Source organism: Solibacillus sp. FSL K6-1523 (assembly GCF_038005225.1).
Classification (GTDB): domain Bacteria; phylum Bacillota; class Bacilli; order Bacillales_A; family Planococcaceae; genus Solibacillus.
The window spans coordinates 2048901-2071569 of sequence record NZ_JBBOSU010000001.1; the positions used below are offsets into that span (position 1 = coordinate 2048901).

Annotated in this window: 19 protein-coding genes and 1 pseudogene; 18 read left to right on the plus strand and 2 right to left on the minus strand. The window is 36.4% G+C overall.

Annotation, left to right across the window (positions count from 1 at the left end; all coding sequences use genetic code 11):
* Window positions 1–67 precede the first annotated feature (67 nt).
* Window positions 68–862: an enoyl-CoA hydratase/isomerase family protein gene (locus MHI10_RS09720; RefSeq protein WP_340785021.1), complete on the minus strand. Its 795-nt coding sequence runs from the start codon at window positions 860–862 to the stop codon at window positions 68–70.
* Between the two features lie 172 nt (window positions 863–1034).
* Between MHI10_RS09720 and MHI10_RS09725 the strand changes: the two genes are divergently transcribed.
* The 11 genes and pseudogenes from MHI10_RS09725 to MHI10_RS09775 all read left to right on the plus strand — a co-directional run bounded on the left by MHI10_RS09725 (window position 1035) and on the right by MHI10_RS09775 (window position 11539).
* Window positions 1035–1910 (plus strand): tyrosine-type recombinase/integrase, encoded by an 876-nt coding sequence (locus MHI10_RS09725; RefSeq protein WP_340785023.1) that lies wholly within the window; start codon window positions 1035–1037, stop codon window positions 1908–1910.
* 86 nt (window positions 1911–1996) lie between these two features.
* A complete protein-coding gene (locus tag MHI10_RS09730; RefSeq protein WP_340785026.1) occupies window positions 1997–2392 on the plus strand; it encodes a hypothetical protein in 396 nt (131 codons plus the stop codon).
* 171 nt (window positions 2393–2563) lie between these two features.
* A complete protein-coding gene (locus MHI10_RS09735; RefSeq protein ID WP_340789198.1) occupies window positions 2564–3826 on the plus strand; it encodes an MFS transporter in 1263 nt (420 codons plus the stop codon).
* Between the two features lie 169 nt (window positions 3827–3995).
* Window positions 3996–4673: a VCBS repeat-containing protein gene (locus MHI10_RS09740; RefSeq protein ID WP_340785027.1), complete on the plus strand. Its 678-nt coding sequence runs from the start codon at window positions 3996–3998 to the stop codon at window positions 4671–4673.
* Between the two features lie 374 nt (window positions 4674–5047).
* Window positions 5048–5998: a tyrosine recombinase XerC gene (locus tag MHI10_RS09745; RefSeq protein ID WP_340785030.1), complete on the plus strand. Its 951-nt coding sequence runs from the start codon at window positions 5048–5050 to the stop codon at window positions 5996–5998.
* 306 nt (window positions 5999–6304) lie between these two features.
* Window positions 6305–7018, plus strand: coding sequence for a DUF2087 domain-containing protein (locus MHI10_RS09750; protein ID WP_340785032.1), 714 nt, complete (start codon window positions 6305–6307; stop codon window positions 7016–7018).
* 31 nt (window positions 7019–7049) lie between these two features.
* Window positions 7050–7333, plus strand: a pseudogene (locus MHI10_RS09755) (DUF6176 family protein).
* A 161-nt stretch (window positions 7334–7494) separates the two neighbouring features.
* Window positions 7495–7650: a transcriptional regulator gene (locus tag MHI10_RS09760; RefSeq protein WP_340785033.1), complete on the plus strand. Its 156-nt coding sequence runs from the start codon at window positions 7495–7497 to the stop codon at window positions 7648–7650.
* A gap of 1 nt (window position 7651) precedes the next feature.
* Entirely contained in the window at window positions 7652–7822 is a 171-nt protein-coding gene (locus MHI10_RS09765) for a transcriptional regulator (RefSeq protein WP_340785035.1), read from the plus strand.
* 346 nt (window positions 7823–8168) lie between these two features.
* Window positions 8169–9872 (plus strand): putative bifunctional diguanylate cyclase/phosphodiesterase, encoded by a 1704-nt coding sequence (locus tag MHI10_RS09770; protein ID WP_340785038.1) that lies wholly within the window; start codon window positions 8169–8171, stop codon window positions 9870–9872.
* A 93-nt stretch (window positions 9873–9965) separates the two neighbouring features.
* Window positions 9966–11539, plus strand: a protein-coding gene (locus MHI10_RS09775; RefSeq protein WP_340784669.1) for an IS3 family transposase whose coding sequence is annotated in 2 segments (ribosomal slippage) — window positions 9966–10605 and window positions 10605–11539 — 1575 coding nt in all. Because the reading frame shifts where the segments join, the coding sequence is not laid out codon by codon here.
* A 75-nt stretch (window positions 11540–11614) separates the two neighbouring features.
* Here MHI10_RS09775 and MHI10_RS09780 read toward each other — a convergent pair.
* Window positions 11615–12985 (minus strand): nucleoside-diphosphate sugar epimerase, encoded by a 1371-nt coding sequence (locus tag MHI10_RS09780; protein WP_340785040.1) that lies wholly within the window; start codon window positions 12983–12985, stop codon window positions 11615–11617.
* Window positions 12986–13566: 581 nt separating this feature from the next.
* Between MHI10_RS09780 and MHI10_RS09785 the strand changes: the two genes are divergently transcribed.
* The 7 genes from MHI10_RS09785 to MHI10_RS09815 all read left to right on the plus strand — a co-directional run bounded on the left by MHI10_RS09785 (window position 13567) and on the right by MHI10_RS09815 (window position 22660).
* Window positions 13567–13941, plus strand: a complete 375-nt coding sequence (locus tag MHI10_RS09785) for an rRNA methyltransferase (RefSeq protein ID WP_340785043.1) — start codon at window positions 13567–13569, stop codon at window positions 13939–13941.
* Between the two features lie 107 nt (window positions 13942–14048).
* Window positions 14049–14630, plus strand: a complete 582-nt coding sequence (locus MHI10_RS09790; RefSeq protein WP_340785046.1) for a TetR/AcrR family transcriptional regulator — start codon at window positions 14049–14051, stop codon at window positions 14628–14630.
* 59 nt (window positions 14631–14689) lie between these two features.
* Window positions 14690–16081 (plus strand): MDR family MFS transporter, encoded by a 1392-nt coding sequence (locus MHI10_RS09795; protein WP_340785047.1) that lies wholly within the window; start codon window positions 14690–14692, stop codon window positions 16079–16081.
* A gap of 426 nt (window positions 16082–16507) precedes the next feature.
* Window positions 16508–17752, plus strand: a complete 1245-nt coding sequence (locus MHI10_RS09800; protein ID WP_340785048.1) for a right-handed parallel beta-helix repeat-containing protein — start codon at window positions 16508–16510, stop codon at window positions 17750–17752.
* Window positions 17753–17770: 18 nt separating this feature from the next.
* Window positions 17771–19939, plus strand: coding sequence for an NAD-dependent epimerase/dehydratase family protein (locus MHI10_RS09805; RefSeq protein ID WP_340785050.1), 2169 nt, complete (start codon window positions 17771–17773; stop codon window positions 19937–19939).
* Window positions 19936–20859 (plus strand): hypothetical protein, encoded by a 924-nt coding sequence (locus MHI10_RS09810; protein ID WP_340785051.1) that lies wholly within the window; start codon window positions 19936–19938, stop codon window positions 20857–20859. Before MHI10_RS09805 ends, MHI10_RS09810 begins: the two co-directional genes overlap by 4 nt.
* Window positions 20840–22660 (plus strand): DUF2194 domain-containing protein, encoded by a 1821-nt coding sequence (locus tag MHI10_RS09815; RefSeq protein ID WP_340785052.1) that lies wholly within the window; start codon window positions 20840–20842, stop codon window positions 22658–22660. Before MHI10_RS09810 ends, MHI10_RS09815 begins: the two co-directional genes overlap by 20 nt.
* The last annotated feature ends 9 nt before the right edge of the window (window positions 22661–22669 follow it).

Sequence of the window (22669 nt, forward strand, 5' to 3'; positions counted from 1 at the left end):
GTGGAATTTGAAACAAGAGCAAACTTCAGACTGAATGATCGAAGTTTGCTCTTGTCTTTGATTGTATTTATAATTTACGTGCAAATTGTGGCTGACGTTTTTCCACGAAAGCGCGAACACCTTCTGAGAAATCAGTAGGAGATACGAAAGGTGTAGAGCCTTCCCAAAGCGCAGGTGTAGAATCAACACATTCTTTTACCGCACGTTTCACTGCGAGTAATGAATCTGGTGACATTCCAGCGACGAGTTTCCCCATGCGAATTGCGAAACGGTTTAAATCCTTTTCTGCGACTAAGTAATTGAGCATGCCAGCTTTAAACGCTTCTTCGGCTTTGTACATACGGCCTGTAAAGACGAAATCTTTCGTTGCAGATGGTCCGACTAAATCAACAAGGCGCTTCGCAAATTTATTGTTCAACGTAATGCCTAATTTCCCAACTGGGATGCCCATTTTTGTTTTATCAGAGCCAATGCGAATATCACAAGCAAGCGCAAGTTCAAGCCCCGCGCCCATTGCAGGTCCATTAATGACACCAATAACTGGAATCGGTAAATTTTCGATAATGGAAATCGTTTTCTCCATATGAATGAATGCTTCTTCCGCTTTTTCAAGTGAAATCGAATTAAATTCCTTAATATCCGATCCCGCTGTAAAGTTTTCACCTGATCCGCGTAAAAGTAATACTTTATTTTTAGGGTTTTCTAATGTACTTAGGGCAATTTTCGCTAATTGATCCCACATATTTGCTGTTAATGCATTTTTTAATTGAGGACGGTGAATTGTAATGATCGCTAATCCAGCCGTTTCTTGATAAATGATTTTTGCGTCTTCCGCTTCAAGTCTTGTCGTACGTACTTGCATATCCTTATTTCCTCCTAAACCTTCGATGCGACTATTATAGCCTATCTTCTATTGAGAAACATGACATATAGAACTTTCGAGTGAAATGACGTAATATATAGAAAATTTAGTCGAATACAATATCGAACGTCTGTGCTTTCCATGTTACAATGATAAAAAAGGGGGAATGACCATGGAAGAAATTATGCCCTATGTAAAGGCATTCGAGGCATATTTACGTTCACTCAATAAGTCTCCCTACACGGTAAAACAATATACATTAGACGCTAAGCAGTTTGCAGAAATCGTTGCGCCGCAGACTACTATTGAAGACGCACTACAACTGTATGAAGAAACGATTACAAAGCAATACCAATCGGTCAATTCAATCAATCGAAAATATGCGGCAACTCGCCATTTCCTAAGCTTTTTACAGCTGAGGGATGTCATAAAAACATATTCACCGAAATACCTTCAGCCGTTAAATAAAGAGCATACGGTCATTAAAACATTAGCCCCGCAGCAAGCCAAAAAGGCGCTAGCTGCCTGGTTCCAAATGTATGAGCAGGCAAAAAATGAAGAGGATGCATGGTTGGCACTACGGAATGCGACGATCGTAGCGGTCATTGCAGAGCTCGGAATCAAATCTGCGGAAGTTGTGCGAATGGAATGGAAACATTTTCATGAAGAAACGCAGCAATGGACGGTTATTGCCGCGAAGAAGTCACGAAAATTAGAGTTGTCAAATACACTTTTACAGCAGTTGTTATTTTACAAAGAAGTAACGAAGAAATGGATGCCGATTGCGAATGAAGTGTCCGTCGTATGGCTCGGACTTGGCAATAAAAAAGGCGAGTCCATTACGGTAAAAACGATTGAACGCATCTTTTTTACGATTTCACAACAAGTTGGATTTAAAGTGACGACGACTAATTTGCGATACCGCGCCATTCAAAATGAGCTTGCTGATTTTCATGAACCAACCGAGCTATATGAGCATTTTGGCTATGCGCGAAAAGGGGTTTTTACAGAACGGCAACAACGGATTACAAAACGAGCAGAGCGATGATTATATTTGCGAAATATAAATACAAACTGATGGACATTTCACTTTATGTTACAATAACTAAATGAAAGAAAAAGGGGGAAATTCAATTGGCTATTTCATTAATGGAAGCTTATATTATCGAAACATTAAAGGCGCATCCTTATACATATAAGGAAGTAGCGGGTTATTTACAGGAAGGAAATTTAGAAGTTTTTTCAAAAGACTATGATTATGATTTTACTTTATTGCAAAAACTGTATACAACGGATGAAGCCGCGTTTAAAGCTGCTTACACAGAGCGTTATACGGTGAAATACGTAACAATTAACGGGTTAGTCGGTTTATTACGCATGAGATTCGGCATTGAGGATGGCATTACGAAGCATGAAACTAGTGTGACAGGTATTGAAGTGAATGGAGAAGTAGAAGAAGAAATTCGCTATATGCTCTCTTCTAATTGGAATGTCACGCGTGAAGGGGCTTACATTACGATCTCAGCATAGGAGATGTAAATGGATTTACTTATTTTTATAATTGTCGCTATTGTTTTAATTCCATTGTTTTTTAAAGTTCTAGGGAAGGTTTTTAAATGGATTATCATTGCTATTATTCTCTATTATCTTTATACAAATTTTATAGCAATCGGCTAACGGTAAGGAAGAGGGTGTCTTTTGGTGTTTGCTAAAGAGCAAGATGCGATTGAAACGTATATCGAATCACCAGAAAAGTTGAAAAAGCTCTATAAACGCGTGTTATTTGTCGTCAGTCTTTCACAAATTTTTGGTGGAGCAGGGCTGGCGGCAGGTGTTACGGTCGGTGCATTATTAGCGCAACAAATGCTTGGGACGGATGCTTATGCTGGATTACCGGTTGCTTTATTAACGTTAGGTTCAGCATGCGCGGCTTTTCTCGTTGGGAAACTATCACAAAGTCGTGGGCGCCGTATCGGGCTTTCTACTGGATTTATCGTAGGTGGGCTTGGTGCAATGGGTGTCGTTATCGCGGCAATGCTAAATAGTGTGCTGTTATTATTTGCCTCGCTTTTATTTTATGGTGCGGGGACGGCAACAAATTTACAAGCCCGATATGCAGGCACAGATTTAGCGAGTACGAAACAACGAGCAACAGCCATTAGTACGACGATGATGATGACGACATTTGGTGCGGTTGCGGGTCCGAACTTAGTTGGCGTGATGGGGAATGTTGCTACATCCATGGGCATCCCTTCACTTGCAGGTCCCTTCATTTTATCAGCAGCAGCTTTTATTTTAGCAGGGATTGTTCTATTTATAATGCTCCGTCCAGATCCATTACATATCGCGAATGAAATCGCAAAATATCAACAGCAAAATGGAAATTCTACAACATCCGATACACAAAAGGCGGGTAATAAAAAGGGCTTAGCAGTCGGTGCAACAGTCATGGTGCTGACACAAATTGTGATGGTAGCGGTCATGACGATGACTCCAGTTCATATGCAACATCATGGGTATCATATGGCAGACGTAGGATTAGTCATTGGTTTCCATGTAGCTGCAATGTATTTGCCATCCTTATTTACAGGAATTCTTGTTGATAAAATAGGTCGAACAGCAATGAGCATTGCAGCGGGTGTTATTTTATTACTCGCGGGATTATTTGCGGCATTCGCACCGAATGATTCTTTACTTATGCTAATTGTTGCATTGTCTTTACTTGGTCTTGGGTGGAATTTCGGTTTAATTAGTGGAACGGCTCAAGTAGTCGATTCAACCGAACCATCTACACGCGCAAAAACGCAAGGGAAATTAGACGTATTAATTGCGTTAGCAGGCGCATCTGGTGGGGCGCTGTCAGGAATGGTCGTGGCAAGTTCTAGCTATGACGTGTTAGCTTTAGGTGGAGGGTTACTCGCTTTACTGCTAGTACCAGTAGTTATTTGGTCTCGAAAAAGGTAATAATTGAAAATAATGGCGCGTCCTGTATGGGATGGCGCTGTTTTTTTCATGTGTAAACGATAAGCATCTGCACAATGAGCAATTAACCGAGCTACTATTAGCATATATTGCAATGAACAACGATTGAAATTAAAAAGGAGGGCTCAATTTTAACGGAAATTATACATTGTTGGACTGGAAAACAGGGGATGTCAACGGGGATGGTGTTTTAGATAATGTTTATTTATATGGCAATGTCGATAGTCCGCCAAGTATATATGCCGACAACATTGCGCTTGTAATTCATGAAGGGGTGTCAAATAGAAGTACAACCGTTCATTTTAAAAATAACGCGGGCTATAATGCGAGGTTGTTTCTTGGTGACTTTAATCAAGACCATATATCCGACATTATGGTAAGTATTGATACGGGCGGTAGCGGTGGATATGGCATCTTCTATATTTATTCTTTTATAAATAATCATTTAACAGAACTTTTTAACTCTGACCAATATAATGCAGCATACACATTCCAAGTAAATTACGCCGATTTTTATAAGGTTCATATTGAAAGCCACTCGCCTTATCGGCTGTTCATTATGGACATAAGCACGAAAGGATCAGATTACTTATCAGAGTTTTACGATGCCAATGGAAAACTTAAAAAACCAGTAGAAGGGGGAGTTTTGGCATTAGGCGCGGTTAATCCAATTATTACAAATAATAAAAGCTATAATTTTGACTTACTTGCCCAACAGCGAATTATTGGTCCAACCAATGCCGATACGTTAGGATATGTTGAAAATCTCCTGTCGTGGAAAGATGCACAATTTCATTCAACTCGCTTGTCTGTTTCTGTTCCATTTTGAAAAAATAGATTTACTAATCTCAATACACGATAAATCAAGCCTGCTCAAATTATAACGTGAGCGGGCTTTTTAGATTGTTTTTAAAAATCATTTAATGAATATGAAATCCTCCTAAATTTAACCATAAATATCACTTTTTCAAATATGCTCTGAGACGAATCGACCTATAACATTGCCCACAAAGATGAAATTCACTTCGTTACAATGCGAAATCACGTAACGGGAATATATGTTCGTTTTTACAAGTGAAACCTGTGATATTCATCCATTTTATTGAAAATAATCTATTAAAATCTCTATATTTCACAATAAAGTTCCCAAATATGAATTTGGGAACTTTATTTCGTGCTATAATAGCGTTAGAGGTGAGGGAATTGACGAAAACCGCTTTGCCAAAAGTTTTGAGAGATTTTTTAGTCTACTTAACGACGATTACCGGAAAGTCGCCACGCACTCGGAAAGAATACGAATATGATCTCGTATTGTTTTTTCGATTTTTAAAAAGCGTGGAAAAAGATATAACTCCGGATCTTATACATACAATTGATATTTCAGATGTGAATGCTGACTGGATTAAAGAATTATCACTGGAGGATTTGTATTACTTTATGGAATATTGTGAAGTCCAGAGGGGAAATTCAGCATCAGCAAGAGCGCGCAAAGTGGCGACACTGAAATCCTTTTTTAAATATTTGAAAGGTAAACGACGACTCATTGAAGAAAATCCAGCTGAAGAGCTTGAATCACCGAAAATTGGACGACGAAAACCGATTTATTTAAATATGGAAGAGGCTCAAACGTTTCTAAAGGCCATTGATGAGCAATATTATTCTACACGGGACTACTGTATGATGGTGTTTTTCTTAAATTTGGGTATACGTGTTTCGGAGTTGTGTTCATTAAACGTCGACTCGATTCATGGACGCCAGTTAACGGTCATTGGTAAGGGAAATAAGGAGCGCACCGTTTATTTAAATGACGCTTGTGTTGCTGCATTAGAGCGTTATACAGAAGAGCGACATACATATAAAGGGGAGGGCCCAGAGCCGTTATTTGTTTCACAAAAAGGGACGCGTTTTGCTCGTCAAACGGTTGCAAAAATGGTGAAGAAAATTAATGGGCAATCGATTCAAAAGGATAAGTTAACACCACATAAGCTGCGCCATACTTCCGCGACAATGATGTACAAAGCAGGCGCGGACATTCGAAGTTTGCAACATATTTTAGGGCACTCAAGCGTTGCAACGACGCAAATTTACACGCATATTGAAGACGAGCAAATTCAAGACGTACTGAAAAACAACCCGTTTAATACCATAAAATGATTATGTAAACTAAATTCACTTTCTAATGCGCATACGGGTATAGAGGGAGAAAATTTGAAACATAAAGACGTTTGTTTAAGGAAAGAACTTTATTATCCTGAAACTGAAACGGCAAAATTAAATAACGATTGATCTTAAAGACCGCTGCTTTTATAGCTAATGGTCTTTTTTGAATTTGAAAACCTCTTATTAAATCTTATAATAATATTATGTAAACTATGTTGCATAGGACAAGGGTGTAATCGGAAATTAGATAATACTAAATTTTTCGAATTTTTATTTACTTAAAAATAAACAAATATATCAGTGGAACAACTCGTAAATGGATATGAAGAAAGTGATGATGTGTACCGTTGTTTATTTTGTGAGCAGCAGTACGGTAAGCTCGAGGTTTTTCGAGTAGAAGGGCGTTTTTTCACAGCACTCAAGATGATCAAGCAACATCAAAAAGAAGTGCATCGTTCCGTTTTTGATGCATTGATTCAGCTCGATAAGAAGCATACAGGACTATCAGATATTCAAATTGAATTACTGACGCTATTTGCACAAGGGTTGCCAGATAAGGAGATTGTTCAGCATACATCTGCAAACAGTGTATCAACAATCCGTCAGCATCGCTTTAAATTGAGGGAAAAAGAGAAACAGGCAAAAGTCTTTTTGGCGATTATGCAAGCGTTTGATGAAATCGAACAGTACGAACCGATACATAAGGGAGCTAAACAAGTGGATGAACGTTATGCGATTACACCGGAAGAAAAGAAAAAAGTGTTAGAAACGTATTATAAGGAAGGCTTAGAAGGACCCATTAGGACGTTTCCAAGTAAAGAAAAGCGTAAAATTATTTTATTGCAACAAATTATGACGAATTTTGAAGTCGGGAAAAAGTATTTGGAAAAAGAATTGAACGAAATATTGAAGCCTATCTATATTGATTATGTAACGATTCGACGTTATTTAATTCAATATGGGTTCATGGAACGTACCGACGACTGTGCATTTTATTGGGTGAAGGAAAACTAAATGAACTATTTTGTACACGAGGAGGATTACAATGGAAATTGAATTGACGCGGTTTAAAGTAAAAGAAGGAAAATCAAAGCGCGTGGATGAATGGCTCAAGTTTTTGAATGATAACATGGACGATGTGCTCGTCGCTTTAGAGGGCGAAAAAATGTATGTGGAGACGATTTTTCGTGAGCATCTGAACATTGGATTGATAAAGAGCATTTACAATTTTGGGAGGAATGCATTGATAAAACATTTCGCCCCGTTGATTTAAATACTGAAGTTGTGATGATACCTCCTAGAGTAAAAGCAGCGATGCACGATAATTGATAGCTAGATGCGTAAAAATCCTATCTTAACTTGAAAGGATTTTTTTATATCCTAAAAAATCAGGGAATGTGTGAAAATATCGTTGACAACTGTACTATAACTGTACTATATTTAATTCAATAAATAATTTCTGTTATAGTACAAAAAGGGAGCGGATAAAAATGACAATGTATCGACAAGGGTATGAAGTATATGTGAAAAAATGTGAGCAATTCGGGCTGGAGCCAATTAACTTTCGCTATTATGTAATTCAATTATCACCGAAACAATTAAGTGATTACAATGACCAAGCAATGCAACAAGAAGGGGGGAAGTAAGATGCATGATTATCGAATGGGGTATGAATATTATAAAGAATCTTGTGAAAAATTTGGATTAGAGCCGATCAACTTTCATTATTATATTTTAAACTTATCTCAGGAACAGTTAGACGCCTACAACTACCACGCTACGGAGAATCGAGGGAAATATGAGTTTGCAACTTTATAAAGTCAGATAAAAAAATCTTCCAATGATAAGGGAGATTTTTTTTGTTATTGTGAGGATTATTACTTTCGCATCAAAAAGTCAAAATGAAGCGGTAGAAAGCTTAAATCATGTTTTTTTGGAACCAAGCCAAATTTCAAAATATATGAAAAAAATAACAGACAAAATTGCATAGATGTGGGTAAAATAGAATAGTAAGGACGTATAAATGTTTGATGCTTAATATTGAGGCTACATGAAGAAAAGAAAAGCAATCATTTCTCAAAAATTGGATTTATAAGTTAATAACTATTATAATTTTCTATGAATGGTAAATTTAGTAGAATCAATTTAGAATGGGGAGATAGTTATGCAGGAGGAAAATAATTCAAAAATTCTCGAATCAATGGATTTTTCGTATGAACAGCTCGTAAATTTAAAGGCAGCACTTGATAAGACATCCATCGTTGCAGTAACAGATCGAATGGGTAAAATTATGATGGTAAACGATCAATTTTGCGAAATATCGAAGTATTCACGCGAAGAATTAATTGGACAGGACCATCGCGTTTTAAATTCAGGTTTCCATCCGAAATCTTTTTACAAAGAAATGTGGCGTACAATTGGACTAGGACAAACGTGGCATGGGGAAATATGTAACCGCGCAAAAGATGGTTCGTTATATTGGGTTAAAACAACGATTGTTCCATTTTTAGGGGAAAATAAAGTGCCAAATCAATATATTTCGATTCGTACAGATATTACCGCTCAAAAAAACATTAAAAAGATTGCTCACATTGCATATCATGATGATTTGACGGGCTTACCAAATCGTCGTAGCTTAACAAAGCGCATTGAAAATGAAATTGCGAACGGAATGCGTACAAAAATTCCATTTGCACTGTTTTTCTTTGATGTTAACCGCTTTAAAAATATTAATGATAGCCTTGGTCATAAAATTGGTGACTTATTTTTAAAAGAATTGGGCTCACGTTTTCGTGGTATTGATATTCAAACCGATTCATTTTATCGTCTAAATGGAGATGAATTTGTCTATATACTAGAAGATATTTCATTGATAGACGAAATGGCCGAGAAGATTTTGGATGTTTGTACAACTAGCTTTGTTTTTGATACGTATGAATTTTATGCGAGTATCAGCATCGGCGTAAGTGTGTATCCAGCGCATGGTGAATCTGCCGCAAAACTATTGAAAACAGCGAGTGTAGCGATGAATGCTGCAAAAGTAAAGAATGGCAATAGCTATAATGTATATAAAAAAGAAATGCGCGGTACAAATGACCAATTTTTACGTTTAGAGACAAAGTTACATAAGGCTTTAAAAGAGAATGCATTTGAGCTTTATTACGAACCGAAGTTTAATCTCCAAACGAATGCGCTAATTGGGGCGGAAGCGTTAATTCAGTGGGTGGACGAAGAAGTTGGCACAATGATGCAAGCGCAATTGATTCCGTTCGTAGAGCAATGTGGACTCATCAATGAGATTGACTATTGGGTAATAAGAAATGCAGCGATGCAATTGCAGCAATGGCAATCTATTGTGTCACCACAATTTAAAGTGTCGGTGAATGTTTCAACAAATTATATAAATGAAGATGAATTTATTGATCAATTAAAAACAATTCTAGAAGAGACAAATTTGAACCCACATCAACTAGAGTTAGAAATTTCTGAAATGAGCATGCTTGATTGTTCAGCAGAATTAATTGAAAAAATTCAAGAACTGAATACATTAGGCATTGAAATATCCATTGATGATTTTGGGACGGGGTATTCGCCATTAAGTTATTTGCGTGAAGTGCCTGTTTCTTCCCTAAAAATCGATCATTCGTTTACACAAGATTTAAATTTAGTTCCGGCAAATGCCAAGATGGTGTCATCCATTATCTCATTGGCACACGCACTTGATTTACAGGTGGTAGCGGAAGGTGTGGCGAATGGCGAGGATTTAGCTATTTTAAAAGAATTGAAATGCGAGTTCGTACAAGGATTTTATTTAAGTGCCCCTTTAAACAAGGATGAATTTGCAGACTATATAAAATCTCAAGAATAACTAAAAATGCACCTTTCCAAAGACTGATATGCTCCCCATTAGGTAGACAGATTAAAAAATAAAATCTGTTTATCTAAATGGGGAGTTTTTTTCATGCCAAAAAAGGTATTTTCACTAGATGTTAAAATCTTAGCACTTCAATATTTAGAAGAAGGACGTCATACCCAACTTGAAATTTGTAAGATGTTTTCGGTCAATCGACAAACTCTTCAAGAATGGCGCGCTCTTTTTAAATTTGGAGGAATAGAGGCGTTAACACGATCTAAGAAAAATAAGGTGTACTCAAAAGAATTAAAACAAAGTGCCGTCGAGGATTATTTATCAGAACGCTATTCTATGCTTGATATCCTTGCTAAATACGGGATTAGTAGTTTAACAGTGTTCAAAAAGTGGGTGAAAATTTATACTGGTCATAGTGAATTAAAAGATTCGGGTAGAGGAATGAGCCAAACTATGACTAAAGGAAGAAAAACAACTGTAGAAGAGCGTATTGAAATTGCAAAGGCATGCCTAGCGAAGGGGAAGAATTATCAAGAAACAGCAGCACAATATGATGTGTCCTACCAACAAGTTTATCAATGGGTAAAAAAGTTTGAAGAGAGTGGCGATCACGCTTTAGAGGATCGTCGTGGCAAAACAAAACCTACAGAAGAGCGTACACCAGAAGATGGATTGCGTTTAAAAATTCAACAGATGGAGCGTGAAAACGAACGGTTACGTGCAGAAAATCTATTATTAAAAAAGTTAGAGGAAATCGAAAGGAGGCGTCGTTAAGTAGAGTTCGTATTCAGAGCCGTTACATCGCGATTCAAGAGTTGGCGGAGAATGAAAACTTATCGATTGTTTTATTGTGTGAAATCGCTGAGGTTTCACGTGCAGCTTATTATAAATGGATGAAACGTCAGCCATCTGTACGAGAAAGAGAAAACGAACAGCTAGTAGAATCGATTCAACATCTTTATTCGCAAGTAAATGGTATTTATGGCTACCGCCGCATTACAATGACAATTAATCGCCAAAGAACAAAAATGGGCCTAGCTAAAGTTAATAAGAAGCGTATTTACCGCCTGATGCAGATTTGTGGTCTGGAAGCGGTTATTCGACGTAAGCCAAAACGATACCGTAAATCAAAGCCGGATTATGTGGCTGAAAATATTTTAGCACGTGATTTTACTGCGGAAAAACCGAATCAGAAATGGTGTACCGATGTGACAGAATTTAAATACGGCAAAGGTAGAAAAGCTTATTTAAGCGCGATTATTGATTTACACGACAATTCAATTGTCAGTTATGTATTAGGACATTCGAATAACAATAAATTAGTTTTTGACACCATGATTCCTGCAATACAGGAGCTAAAAGAAGGTGAGCAACCGCTTATTCATAGTGATCGAGGTTATCAATATACATCAAAATTCTTCAAACGCATGACAGAAGAAGCGAATATGATTCACAGTATGTCGAGGGTCGGTCGTTGTATCGATAACGGACCAATCGAGGCTTTTTGGGGTACTCTGAAAGTCGAAAAGTATTATTTAAACAAATATGATACATACGAGGCGTTAGAAGAAGCAATCAATACATATATTACGTTCTATCATAACAAACGTTACCAAGAAAGATTAAACGGCTTGAGCCCTCTAGAATACAGGACGCAAGCCGCTTAAAGCATTTTTATTATTTCCACTGTCTACTTGACAGGGAGCAGTTCAGACAAGTGGAAGGGTGCATTTTATTATTCTTTAAAAATATGATTCTAATCGTTCGAACTCATCATAATCAATACAATCCATATATTTATATAAAGTATCTAAGTCTACTTTAATTTGGTCTTTATGTCTTAAGTAAAAAGGTTCTGTCAAATGGCATATAATGAGTGGAACAGGTTGCTGGTGATTGAACTTATTCATATGCTCAGATAAAAAAGCTTCATCTAGAATGCAATAAATATTACACCCAAGTGCCTGGAAATCGATATGATCCAAATGGGCAGTTAAAAAATCTGCAGTTAAATTTTCGTTGTACTGACTAATCGCCTGCCAATCTAATTGACTTTGATAACGGCTCAGCCAGTGCAAAGGAGCAAATCCGCTGAAAAGCTGCAATTGAATCGCACTATATTGCGCTATATTTTTATCCATATCGCTATTTGTTAATTTTTTATCTCCATAACGATCATATTGTTGGCAGTATAAAGAAGGAATGCCCTTTACTAAATGCTCCCCACCTGGCCATTTGTCGTTTCCACAATCATATTCAAAAAATAATAACTCCATTTCGGGAATTTCGTCTACCTCTGGCAAGTAAACGACATCATGTAAGTTGAAAAAAACATTGCTTTCTATGAATTCTTCCAATTGGTTTTTAAATTCATCGTTTATTGCTTTTTGTTGTAGTTTTAATGAATGAACAAGATGGGCTTTAAACGACGCAGTTAAGCGAGCTAGGACGGGTTTATTATATTGTAACGCATCAAAATCTACCTGCTCGATAAAATCAATTAAAAATTGCTCTGAAAGAAATGGATTAGCATAGCAAATATAAGAAAATGGTAAGTAATCCAAATAATCTAGTAGTTTGCTATGGTGCTCTGTCACGACAATTTGGCACCAATGCATATAGGACTCTACAAAAGCGCGGTCATAATGCGCTAAATTTGCATACAGTGTTTCATCTTGGTTTTGAAATTGTTGAAACTGTTTAATCTGATTGAAGTCTTGTAAACTAAAACATTCTGGAAATTTTATATTTTGAAAAGATTGTTTGATTGGAAATGGTCGTTTTGAGCGATTTGTCACAAAACTATAAGAACCGATTGCACCGCGTTCTTCCAATAGGATATAAGCAAGCTCTTGGCGCTGATCACGCGTTAGTTTTGAATCCTTTGGAAACTTAACGGACGCAAAAAATTGTACTTTTGCCATATCATAAAAAAATTTATAGTCTCCATCTTTTGTAAAAGGTGCATCGGACGTATTTTTTTGCCAATAGAGTAGGGCACCAGAGATGGGTTTATAGTTTGAAAATGTAATATTCGCAACAGAAAAGAAATTTTGAGTAAGTGATTCATCGTAGTTGACTTTGATGAATTCAATTTTTTTTATTTTTAGCATCGTACACCCCCTTTAGTTATTATATACGTTTTACAAAATTCGACTAGGTATAAGTCTTGAATTAAATATTTTTAACTTCTTTCTATAGTATTGGGTGTTTGGCACCAACAAAATGAAGCTAGGTCATATTTAAATTAGAGGTTTAGAAAATGAAAAGAACGGATATTATATAAGTAGTAAAGTTACAGTCACGCAATATTGTTAAAAGTTTTGTGAAATAGTAACACAATGTAATAAAAAGATTTCAATTAACTTCGTTGTATGCGTTTTTTTTACAATATGTAAACATGGTTTATTGTTTTTGAAAATAATTAAATTTATTAGGCAATTGATTGACAAAATGTTTTAACGAAGGTTTTCGAAAGAGGCTACTATTTTTTGCGAACAAAATGCATAAACGAGCAGATTTAAAGACGAACAAATTGGCTTTTAAGTATTTTTGGTAAAGAAACTATGGTGGATATAATACAACTGAATAGGCATGTACCGACTGTAACTTTACGCCATTCACTCCTTATCCCATAAGGAGTGTTTTTATTTGGTTAAATTTATTATAATAGAAGGTAAAGGTGGGGAATTACATGTGGAAAATCGTCAATCATAAATTAATTCAAACGACCGACGAATCACGAGCACGTTATAAAAGTCGTATAAGCGCGGCGTTGATTGAACAATTGAAGCAATTAGCGACAGAGCATAATACGCATATCGGTTATTTACTCGAAAACGGGTATCTGAATCTATTGCAGAGCGAATCAATTTCTTATAATAAAAAAAACCGACCAAAAGATCGTGTAGAGTTCAGAACAACATGTGATGAACAATTGCTCGCACATTTAAAAGACTTTGCGAAGCAGCAACAATTGAATTTAAATGATGTCATTGAGGAAAGTGTCAAATATATTCAGTTCGATGAAGTGAAAAATGCAAGCTGGCGCTATCGGGTAGAACTGTAAATTAGCATCCTAATTTTTGGGGGAATGATACGGATACATATTTTTTGACGCAGTCTACTATTTAAGATATGATATGTTAGTAAGCACTAACAAATCGAGGTGAACTGATGACAAACAAAACACGTGAGCGCATATTACATGCTGCGAGTACATTGATGGAGGCAAGAGGATACAATCAAGTGCCTGTAAAAGAAATTGCGGAACTTGCTGGTGTTAGTGAAATGACGATATTCCGTCACTTTGAAACAAAGATTGGTATTTTGGAGGCGCTTATTCAGCAGCAATCGTATATACCGTATTTTGAACAGTTTTTTAAATCATCGATAACATTTGATGTGAAAAAGGACTTAATTGAAATTGCACATCAATATTTGCTGTACATGAACAAAAACAAAGTCATTTTTCTCATTAGTATTCAAGAGCGGGGAAATTTACCTGAACTGTCAGGTCTCATTACGGAAGCGAATACGAATCAGCTTCAATCATTACTCGCGGCATATTTTGATCAATTAATTGAAAAAGGTCTATTAAAACCGTTTCAATCTGAATCACAAGCCATTATTTTTTTAACAACAATGTTCGGTTATTTTGCAACAACTGTAATTTCAACGAATCATTTTTTAAAAAATCAACAAACTATGTTTATTAACAATTATGTAGAAACTTTTTTATATGGTGTTACAATGTAACATCATTTTATTTACATCAAAATGTTAGTTATCACTAACAAACACTTGGAGGTTATTTTATGCAACAAACGATTACAAATTCAAAAAGGACACTCATTGTAGCGATTGTTTTATCGGCAGCATTTGTTTCGATTCTCAATCAAACATTACTCATGATTGCGATGCCGCCGATTATGGCTGATTTCCAAATCGACGCCAGTGCGGCACAATGGTTAACGACAATTTATTTATTAACGAACGGAATATTAATTCCCATTACAGCGTATTTAATTGGTCGATTTTCAAATAGGGCATTGTTATTGACCGCGTTAAGTTTGTTTACAGTTGGTACATTAATCGGAGCATTTGCACCAAATTATCCGGTTTTACTCGGGGCACGGGTTATCCAGGCAGCTGGAGCAGGTATTATTATGCCGTTAATGCAAACGATTATATTAACGCTTTATCCGAAAGAACAGCGCGGTTCAGTAATGGGGATTGCAGGGCTCGTAACAGGCTTTGCACCAGCAGTTGGACCAACTTTAGCAGGCTGGTTGCTCACATACTTTACATGGCGCCATTTATTTTACACGGTGTTGCCTGTAGCACTTGTCGTGATACTACTTGTCTTCGTATTTATGAAAAACGTTACACCAAAACAAGAGAGACAATTTGATATGCTTTCAATTGTTTATTCCACATTTGGTTGGGGCGGTTTATTATACGGATTTAGTATGGTTGGCTCAGTTGGATTTACGTCTTGGTATGTTCTTATATCGTTAGCAGTTGGTATTGTCGCACTGTTTATGTTCATACGTCGTCAATTTAAGTTACCAACGCCAATTTTAGAGTTTCGTGTGTTCCAATCTAAAGTATTCACAATTTCAACATTGTTATCTGTTTTAGTGTATGCCCTTATGATTGGTACTCAAATTTTATTAACGTTTTATGTGCAAAATGTTCGAGAGCTTTCAGCGTTACAAACTGGAATTATCCTATTACCTGGTGCCTTACTAATGGGCTTCATGTCACCAGTAACCGGGAAGATTTTCGATAAATTTGGTGGACGAGGATTAGCTTTATACGGGTTTACATCGATTACATTCGCATTAGCGGTTTATATGTTCTTGTCTGTAACGACTCCTATTTGGATTATTGCGATACTATTTGCATTCATTTCATTGGGAATTGCAATGATCATGATGCCTCTAACAACTGCTGGAATGAATGCGTTACCAGGACATTTAATGCCTCATGGTACTGCTGTTAACAGTACATTACGTATGGTCGGCGGTGCCATTGTCACAGCGTTACTCGTTACAGCGATGTCAGGGACAATGAGTTATTTAGATGACGTATCAGCGGATGCGATGCTTATTGGAATTCGCGTGGCCTTTGTCATTGCAACGATTTTAAGTGTTTTAGGATTAGCACTTTCATTCATGTTAAAGGAAAATAAGCGCAATTCATAAAAAATATAATAAAGCACTTTCGGATACATGACAAATGTATTTGGAGGTGCTTTATTTTAATTGCAATCCTTCCAATATATAGTAATATAAAACTACCAAAAGGTGGTGATACATAAAATGGAATATTGAAATGATATTAAAGTGCTATGAAATAAAGTATTTTTTTAAAAATTATTTTTATTTTTTAACCTAGTTTTAACCTTTTCTGTTTATATTTAGATTTATGGAATGGGAAAGGATTACTTACATGTTCAAATTAATACATATTACCTACTAAAAAAATGATTTTATTCAAAACCAGGTATTGTATATGTATTGTATAGGTCGTCCTTCTATAGGTAAGAATCTATAAATATGTCGGATATGATAGATTGCTTGTCACTATTTAGGTCCTCATTATTTTGAAAAGAAAGGTGCGTTTATTGGATGAAAAATATGTTAAAAGTTATTGCGTTTTGTTACACCTTTACAATTCCACTATTTTTTATAGCAACAGAAACAGCTCAGGGCGCCTATTATGTTGCCCCGAATGGAAGTGATGCATCAGAAGGCACGATTGATTCACCTTGGAAAACCATTCAATATGCTGTAAATCAGGCAGAATCGGGTGATGTTATCAATGTTCGAGCAGGGATTTATAAAGAAATGGTCGTTGTTTCAGAAAAACAGGCGATAGACGACCAATTCATTACGATTCAAAATTATCCGTATGAAAAACCAATTATTGATGCGGAAGGTTTAGAAATCTCATCGCAACGGGCAGGATTTGAAATTAAGAACTCTGAAGGGATTCAAATCAAAGGTTTTGAAATACGTAATGTGAAAACGGATTCCAGTAAGTCTTATCCTGCAGGTATAGTAGTGCGAAAAAGCAATAAAAATATCGAAATAGTAAACAATGACATCCATCATATTGCCAACTATGCAAATAAAGGGAATGCACATGGCATTATTGTATACGGTGATCAACCTCAGCCGATTGAGGATATCAGAATTTTGAAAAATCACTTGCATGATTTAACGCTCGGTAGTAGTGAATCCTTAACATTAAGTGGCAATATTGAAAATTTCACGATTGATGGAAATCGCCTTTCTCATAACAATAATATTGGCATTGATGTCGCAGGGCGGTACGGTGCTTGTAAAAGTGATGGATGCACGGATTATGCTCGAAATGGTGTTGTTTCAAATAACATCGTGACCTATATCTCCTCTGGGGACAACCCCGCCTATGAAGGAGATGCATCCGCTGCAGGTATATATGTCGATGGCGCACAAAACGTCGTCGTGAAAAACAATTATGTTGGCAATAGTGACTATGGAATTTCGATATCAAGTGAACAAGAAGGCTTTTCTGCTGAAAATATTACGATAAAGGATAACTATATTGCTAGAAATACAAAAGCAGGACTTGTCATAGGAGGATCGGGCATTGATAATGGTGGCGCCGAGAATAGCTCCATTACGAATAATTTGTTTTCGTTTAACGATCAATCTAATAAAGGGTATCGAGAAATTACGATACAGCAATATACACGTGGTAACGAATTTTCAGGTAATCGTTATTTTGTTTGTGGCTCAAAAGAATATCTCAATATTTCGAAAAAAATAACTGCGGATAATCGCTTCATAGATGAGTCCGTATATCCACGGATCAAGTGTAAAAAGTAAGACGGGGAGAGGGTTTTTATGAAAGTACTAATAACGGGTGGCTATGGTTTTATCGGTTCACATGTGGCGGATCGATTTTATAAGGAAGGTTATGAGGTACATATTATCGATAACCTAGTAACAGGGAAAGCAGAAAACATTTCATTTAAGCATAAATTTTATCATCTCTCTATAGAAGACCCAAAATGTCGAAAAGTGTTTGCTGCGTATCACTTTGATGTTGTTGTTCATTTAGCTGCTCAAGCAAGTGTTGCGACATCGATGCAAAATCCAACCTTTGATGCACAGAGCAATATTATTGGACTTGTGCAAATGTTAAAATTTGCGACGGAATATAAGGTGAAGAAATTCATCTTTGCTTCCTCGGCGGCTGTGTATGGTGAACAATCTAAATTCCCTATAACAGAGGAAATGCATACGGACCCGATCTCGCCATATGGCTTAAGTAAGCTTGGTGGGGAAAAATATTGTAGAAATTGGGCAGCAAGTCAAGGATTATCGTCCATTTGTTTCCGTTTTTCGAATGTTTATGGACCGCGCCAAACGCATGAAGGAGAAGGTGGCGTCGTTTCCATATTCTTGAATCGTATTTTGACGAATGACAAGCTCCATATTCACGGAAACGGCAATCAAACGAGGGATTTTATTTATGTTGAAGATGTAGCTTTTGCGATTTACCGAGCTTCACAAAGTACGCTGACAGGTATTTATAACTTATCTACAAATACAGAAGCAAGTGTAAAAGATCTAATCCAGCATTTTGAAAAATTCCATGGCGCTATTGAGACGGTTCAAATGGCATCACGGGAGGGGGATATTCAGCGCTCTGTTTTAAATAATGCGCGCATCATTCAAGATTTGGACTGGGTACCGATGTATTCGCTGGAAGATGGCCTTCAAAAAACATACGAGTGGGGAACAACTTGTAAACCTTTGGAACAAGCGGTTATCAAAGAAAAGAAAGTTGCGCCAATTTGGTATTCAAATATCAAACCTTACATTGAAAATTTTGTGTTATTTTTCATTTTAAGTGCGCTTGTATTAAGTGTGGATAACCCTATTTTCTCAGTGTTTCAAGTGGGTATATTCTATATCATTACTGTCGGTGCGATTTATGGTAATAGACAAGCGTTCTTTGCAGTTAGTTTATCCATTAGTTTGCTGTTAATCGATTATTTCCGTCAAGGACGAGAACTTGTTTCGCTCATGTATGATACGACGTTCTTTTTCCAAATCGCAATCTTTTTATTTATTGGTTTAGTTGTGGGTTACTCCGTACAGCGAAAAAACATTAAAATATCGGAACAACAAGAAACGCTTAATGAACTTAATACCCGCTATGACTTTTTAGAAAACATTCATGAGGAACTGCGTGGTGTAAAAGATGAGTTACAATTGCGCGTACTAAATAACGAGGATAGTTTCGGGAAAATTTATTCGATTACAAAAGAACTGAATGAGATTGAGCCGGAAAAAATCTTTACGCGGACAATCGAAGTGGTACAAAAGACGATGCGTTGTGAAAATGTTTCAATCTATTTATTAAATGAGGATCAGACATACTTGCGACTCGTGGCAAGTTCTTACTTACAAGATGAAAAGCCACAAATAAGTTCCTTAAAAGTAGCGGATACACATTACATTCAACAAATGATTAATACGCAGGCGATTTTTTCTAATCGAAATTTACTTGCAAATGTACCGGTAATGGCCGCACCAATATTCCATGATAATAAAATAAAAGCGATACTCACAATTAATGAATTACCATTCTCTAGCTTTTCAAACTATCATGAAAATTTATTCAAAGTCATTGCAGGTCTAATCGAAACATCCTTAAGCCGCGCCTTTGAATATATTCATTTTACTGGGGATAGTCGTTATATTGGTCAATCCTTTATTTTACAACCAGATGTATTTCATGAAATCTTGAGCAGCAAAATTCACGCAAAAGAAAAATACAATATGCCATATGAGCTTGTAAAAATCCAAGTAGATCCAAGTGTTTCGCAGCAAGTAGCGGAAAAAGCGAACCAATTATTAAGGGAAACGGATTATATTAGCTATATGGGGGATGCACTTTATATTTTACTGTCAAATACAACGCAAGAAGATATTCCATTGATTACTAAGCGATTTAGCAAGGTTGGAATTGAAGCGATGGTCCATAATGGGGTGCTTGTATGACTATAATGCTTATTTTTATCCTATACATGATTATATCTGCCATTGTTTTATGGTTCCTTACTCTTGGTCATTTTCAAGATTGGCTATTTAGATGTACGCTCGTTTTATTTTTACCAGTAATCGGCTGGTTTATCCCAAGCGTATGGCCTAAGAAAATACTTAAAAATAAAGGAGAACTATTTGAAGCCTATATGAATGCCCAAACAGATGATATTCCAATCGAGTTGCGTTCCTCGAAAATGGTTATTGAAAGAGATCGTGAATTAGCTGTTGTTTCAATTGAAGAGGCATTAATTATTAGTGATTTTACATCTCGCCGGCGTGTCATGTTGGATCTATTAAAACAAGATGCGATGAAGTATTTAGATATTTTACAAACGGCAGTTATGAATGAGGATACGGAAACATCCCACTATGCCGTATCCGCAGTAATCGAAGTAAAACGCGAGTTATCCTTGCTTCTGCAAAAATTATCTGTGGAATTTAGTCAAAACCCACAGGATTTAGAAGTTGGGCTCACATATGTACAAGTAATCAAGGAATATTTACGCAGTGGTTTCCTAGATAAACAGTCTACTAAAAATTATCGTATGACCTATATTCAAGTCATACAATCAATCATCGAAAAGAATCAAGCGACGGAAGCGTTATTCAATGAAAAAATAAATATGGAAATAACACTCGGCGAACTACAGGCTGCTGAACAAACGGCACTGTTATTTAAAGAGCGTTATCCACATTCTGAAAAACCGTATTTACAATTGTTAGCGATCTATTGTGAATTAAAAGCAGATACTAAATTTACAATCGTTTTGAATAATTTAAAAAATGCACCGATTATGTTAACTAATGAAGCGTTAGTAACGGTGCGCTATTGGTCGACTGGAGTGAATCATACAGATGAAATGGTTATGGGATAATCAAAAAATCATCTTTGTCGTCGTACTACTTTTTTTATGTGGGATTACTTTACAAATAACAAGATCTCAAATGGTACTGAAAATGGTCGATAATGAAGACATTTTGGAAATGAAGGAACTAGTCGTTTCTGCAAATATGAATAAAGAGCAAAAGAATGATTCAGAAAATCCAGCTTATTGTATCGTATACGATGAAAGTTCGGTCGTATTAAAAAACAATGCAGAAAAGACACTTGAATATATGCAAAAAAGCACGCGGGCGTATGATGTCGCAACAGAAATGGTGGAATTTGATCGATGTCCTACCATTATGCTAAGTACGCCATCTTTAGAAAATCTCGGAACGGTCGAGGAGATTGAAAACTACGTGTCAGATGGTGGACAACTCTTTTTAATGAACGTCCTTAATATGGATTCGCACTTCGAAATTTTGTATCGGAAGATGGGGATTTTAGATTATGAAACCTATGTTACGACAACTGGAATGCATATGAAATCAAATGTTTTAATTGGTACAACAGGACAAACATTTTTTGAAGATGCAATGGATGATGTCGGTTTAGGGGTAGCGTTAAATAATGAGGCGACTATATATATAGAAAGTACAACAAAAAATCCATTGCTTTGGAAAGCAAAGTATGGGGAAGGTACATTTATGGTGTTTAATGGGGGGTTACTTTTCCAAAAATCCTCTCGAGGAATCATTACAGGCGCGGTTAGCTTAATGGAGCCGGATTATGTATATCCTATATTTAATACGAAAACCTTTTTTATAGATGACTTCCCAGCCCCAATTGCAAAGGGACGAAACGATCTCATTTATGAGGAATACAAGAAAAGTCTTGCATCCTTCTATCAATCGATTTGGTGGCCGAATATGTTAAAAACTTCGGCAAGGGCAGATATTCGATATACTGGCGCTATCATTGAGTCATATTTGGATAATGTTACCCCACCATTCGATAATGTAGAAGATAAAGAGTTTATCTATTTAATTTCCTTTGGTAGAGAATTGATACAAAATGGAGGGGAAATCGGCTTTCATGGGTATAATCATCAATCTCTAACGATGGATCAAAATGTTTCTAGGTTGTATGGATATAATTCTTGGAAAAGTAACACGCATATGGAGCAATCAATCCAGGAACTACAAAACTATACAAAACAAGCTTTTCCATCCTATAAAGTAACGACGTATGTGCCTCCCTCTAATGTCCTTTCAGAAGATGGGCGCCAGGCGTTAGTCGATAGTTGGCCGGATTTAACAACGATTTCTTCTTTATATTTGGAAGATATAAACGGCAACTCTTATCATCAGGAATTCGAAGTGGCTGACGACGGGATTATTGAAATGCCACGTATTACTTCTGGTTATTCGCGTGTTAATTCTGACGATTGGGCAATAGCCAATACATTAACGAGCATTGGTGTTTTTTCTCACTTTGTCCATCCAGATGATGTCATTAGTACAGACCGATCTGGAGGAAGTTGGTCGGAAATGTATGAAGAGTTCGATGCGTTTATGAAAGATATTCACAAAACTTATCCATGGCTTCGTGCATTGACGGCATCCGAATCGGCGATGGCCATTGCTTCTACTTTGCAAACGACAATTACAATCGAAAAAAATAATAATGTCGTGAAAGGGAACATCGATAATTATTTGAAAGAACAACATTTTATTTTGCGAACAGATAAAAAAATTGGAAGACTAGATAATTGTAAGGTTACTAAAATTGACGATGGTACTTATTTAATTAAGGCTTTAGATGCGCAATTTGAAGTGACATTAAAGGAGTAGTAATAGGAC